This is a genomic window from Pseudoalteromonas sp. Z1A6 (assembly GCF_011378745.1).
In the GTDB taxonomy this organism is placed as follows: domain Bacteria; phylum Pseudomonadota; class Gammaproteobacteria; order Enterobacterales; family Alteromonadaceae; genus Pseudoalteromonas; species Pseudoalteromonas arctica.
On record NZ_WTKW01000362.1, the window covers coordinates 1 to 3,997 of the forward strand.

5 protein-coding genes are annotated in these 3,997 nt (G+C 38.1%); 1 reads left to right on the top strand and 4 read right to left on the bottom strand.

Annotated features, from left to right (window positions below; all coding sequences use genetic code 11):
• Positions 1 to 275: 275 nt before the first annotated feature.
• The 4 genes from GQR46_RS17085 to GQR46_RS17100 all read right to left on the bottom strand — a co-directional run bounded on the left by GQR46_RS17085 (position 276) and on the right by GQR46_RS17100 (position 3,209).
• On the bottom strand, positions 276 to 461 hold the full coding sequence (locus GQR46_RS17085) for a hypothetical protein (RefSeq protein WP_007587028.1): 186 nt from the start codon (positions 459 to 461) through the stop codon (positions 276 to 278).
• A gap of 12 nt (positions 462 to 473) precedes the next feature.
• Positions 474 to 617, bottom strand: coding sequence for a class IIb bacteriocin, lactobin A/cerein 7B family (locus GQR46_RS17090; protein WP_007587027.1), 144 nt, complete (start codon positions 615 to 617; stop codon positions 474 to 476).
• A 202-nt stretch (positions 618 to 819) separates the two neighbouring features.
• Complete coding sequence (locus GQR46_RS17095; RefSeq protein ID WP_165722370.1) at positions 820 to 2,061, bottom strand: HlyD family efflux transporter periplasmic adaptor subunit; 1,242 nt, start codon at positions 2,059 to 2,061, stop codon at positions 820 to 822.
• Between the two features lie 131 nt (positions 2,062 to 2,192).
• Complete coding sequence (locus GQR46_RS17100) at positions 2,193 to 3,209, bottom strand: site-2 protease family protein (protein ID WP_165727092.1); 1,017 nt, start codon at positions 3,207 to 3,209, stop codon at positions 2,193 to 2,195.
• Between the two features lie 166 nt (positions 3,210 to 3,375).
• Between GQR46_RS17100 and GQR46_RS17105 the strand changes: the two genes are divergently transcribed.
• Positions 3,376 to 3,997: response regulator (locus GQR46_RS17105; RefSeq protein WP_165741682.1), on the top strand; the 622-nt coding region annotated here is incomplete at its 3' end.

Genomic DNA, 3,997 nt, shown 5'->3' on the forward strand with positions numbered 1-3,997 from the left:
AAAGAAAACCATAGAGATAAAAATATATAACGCCCATTTTTTATTTTTATATATACCCGTTAGAATAGCTAAAGAAAACCCAAGAGTTACAGTAAAGAAAGCTAGCTCACCGTATGAAATTACATTATCACTAAGCAGCAAATTTACGTCTTTTATAATTACATATACAGACCCTAGGACTATCAAAGAACACATTGCAAAAATTGATACGATCGCGGATAGCTTCATTTTAAATAAAGAAGGGAATAAATCCCCTTCTATCTCCTCTATTATAATTACTCAGCGGCGTTATGATATACTGCAGCTATACCACCTACAATTGCACCAAAACCAGCTCCAATCCCAATTGCAGTAGCCAAACCGCCTGCAGTAATCGACGAGCTAGCATATAGACCAGCAATAATAAAAGGTAGTGGGCCACCATTTATTTCTTGTATTTCATTACTTGTTAATTCTCTCATTGCAAGACCCTCCTATTTTCTAATTGCATTATAAGTTGCTATACCACTAATGATTGCAGCAAAGCTTGCAACTTCTCCATAGACTGCTATTGCTACAAACAGGGGGAATGGACCACCACTTACTTCTTTAAGTTCATTTACATTTAATTCACGCATAATGTTATACTCCATAAATCCGATGCTTTTTAGTTAAGTCATCGGGTTGTTAATATGCTCCCCTTCAATAAAGGTGAGCGATTAATAGGCTAGCTTTAGCTGCTCGCTAAAGTTAACTAAAGCTGGCCGTCTTTTTCGGTTGTTTGCATTTAGCAAACCACCAAAACTTTCAAATTTTTCTTTATTTTATAAAACGCTACACTTAACTTACGCGCCCTTTTAGGCTGTACAGTGGCTCTAGTAACCACTCGATTAATGTGCGCTGCTCCAACATAATATCTGCCTCAAACAACATGCCACTTTTCAACTCAAACGCCTTACCATAGGCCTGCATTTGTTGTTGGCTGAGTGTCGCTCGCAAACGGTACACTGGCTCTTGCAGGGTAATAGGCAGGCGTATTTCATTTGGAGTAATGAGCGCCTTGTCGATGCGGATAATTTTGCTGTTAATAAAACCAAAGCGTTGGTAAGGGAAAGCATCAAAACGCAGGCGCGTATCGTTACCTAGTTGTATAAAGCCTGCTGAACGTGTTGGTAGCAGCAACTCTGCTACTAGCTCTGAGCCTTCGGGAATAATATGCAACAGTGGTTTGGCTTGGGTAAGTGTTTCGCCTTCAACCACTTGAATGCCAGTAACAACACCGCTGTTACTGGCTGTTATGGTATATTGATAGTTACTTTTAATTTGTGTGAGCTGGTTTTGAATATCCGCTTGTTGGCGCTTAAGACTATTTATACGCAAAGTATACTGCTGGGGCACGTTAGCAATATTAAAACTAAGTTGACTTAATTGATTTTCTTGCTGCATAAGCAAGCGCGCTAGGTTTTGTTTTTCTTGCTTAGCATCTAAGAGGGCTTGCTGCTGTTGCTCTCGCTCGATGTTTGATAAAAAGCCATTTTTATTAAGTTGATTAAGGTTGCTTTGTTGGCGGTTAAGTAGCCCTAATTTTTCATCAGCTAGAGCAAGTTGACTTTGTAATGCAGCTTGCTCATTAGTAAGTGCACGTTTTTGCGCGTGCAAGTTAAGTGACTCTTGCTTTTGTAGGGTAAGGTTTTGTGTTATCTCATCATTGAGCAACTGTATTTGCATACTTAGCTGCTCAACAAGCTGGGTACTCAAGGCTATGCCTTGGCTGTTATTTTGCTGCACAATAATGGTCGCCAACGGCTGACCTTTAGTAACGGCATCACCCTCTTGTACAAATAGCAGCTCAATCATACCACCTTGACTAGCAAAGGTTTGGATTATCCCTTTATTGGGTATTAAAAACCCCCGTACTGTTTCCTTGCGGGAATACTCTGCTGTAAATAAAAAGCTTATCACTACAATCGCAATACATACCAAAACAAATACGATAAGTTTTATTGATAGTGGTTGTGCTAGCGTAATCACACCAGTTAAACGCTCACTTTGCTGAGCGACAGCTTCCTTTCTAAATAACATCCAGTTGATCCGCTAAGATTGTTCTAATTTATATTACACTAGAATTCAATTAACAATAAATCAACATAAAAGTCGAAAAATAAAATATTAATGCAAAAAACTAACTTATTTAGTTAGAAAAAATAAAAATACTAGCTCGATAAAATAGTCATCGGCAGGCTCAATATTGGATTTTCCGAATCGGCAAAGTGCATCATTACAGCTACATGCCCAGCTACTACAATTGCATACATAACCGCTGAAAAACCTTGGCCATATTTATCTAGTGGCATTAAATGTGAATAGTGACGGCCTCGCCATTCAAATACAATTTCCAGCGCACCTACAAACAAAAAGAATACCAGTAACATTAAGCCAAATGTGTAGCTCAGCCATAAACCAAACAGTACACCGAGTAAACATACACTTAAACCAATCCATGAACGCATTGAAAAGCTAATACTTTTTAATACATGCCCGCCATCAAGCGGTAAAATAGGTAACAAGTTAAATAAATTTAATAACGCACTAAGCACCGCCACACCTGCAAATATTTCCATCTCGGTGGCGTAATATAAAACGACACCCAGTACCGAGGTAATTAAACCAAATGCGGGTCCCATTAATGATATAACGACATCTTGCCAACGAGTTGTTATTTTGTCGTCACTTACAGCGAGCCCACCTACAAATGGGATTAAGTAAATACCTTTGGTTTTTATGCCAAAGTATTTCATTGCTCGCACATGGCCGTACTCGTGTACGACTAAGCAACCAATTAGCATCAGTGCAAATTCAATACTAAATAACCACGCATAGCCTGCAACAGAAGCCCCCGCAAGCACTACTTTAATGACCTTAGCACTTTTAAAAAGCTTAAAGCCTAATGCAGCCAGGCCTAAAAAGCCTTTTTTAGGTGAGCCATTTGTAGGTGCTGGTAGCGCAAGCTGTGTTGCAAATTGCTCATCCACAAAAAGCGAAATACTTTGCTCTTCCGCCGCTCCAGTATCAATACCAATTACTTTGTTGTCGTAAGTAAACTGATAATAGTTTTCACGAGGGTTATCAAAGGTAATGGCTTGTTGTCCATGAAACACTTGCACAATTTTTTGCCCAGACACCATAAGCGAAAATGGTTGCTCGGCTAAGGTAAGATCTATTCTTATCATAATTAAGACCGTTTAAAATAATGGCGCTAGTATACCTAATCAGCTTAAAAACACGAGTGAAGGTGCTAGGTAACTATTTTCAAAATAAAAGTATTTGATACTGACAAAATAAAAAAACACTACTACTTTTATAGTAACTCCAAGCGATACATTGAAAGGGATAACAGTGGACAAAATAGTGCCTAATATTTTAGTTGTTGACGATTCAAAAGCAATTTTGATCGTTATGGAAGCTATACTTAACGAATTGGGTATGTCTAACACTATAACTACGTGCCTGAATGCAAAAGAAGCTCTTGAAAAAGTAAAAGAAGATGTTAACTACTTTGATGCTATTTTTACTGATCTCAATATGCCCGAAATGGACGGCATGGAACTAATCCGCCACTTAGGAGAGTTACATTATCAAGGCGGTATTATAATTGTTTCTGAAATGGACCATAAAGTTATTAGTTTGGCTGCCAATCTTGCCAAGCAACACAATGCTCATCTCATAGGCAACATTACTAAACCAGTGCAGCTATCTCAGGTAAGTAAATTACTCATTAAAGTAGCGCAATTAAATAGCCATACTTTATTAAAAGAGCCATCCATTTCAGAGAAAGAGCTTATTGAAGCGTTAGAAAATGATGAAATAACCCCTTTTTATCAACCAAAAATAAATGCTGACAGTAATAGAATCGAAAGCGTTGAAGTATTATCCCGTATTGTATCGAGTAAAAACGGCAACGTTATTTTACCTAACCGTTTTATAAGCGTTGCCGAGCAACACAATTTAATTAATCAAA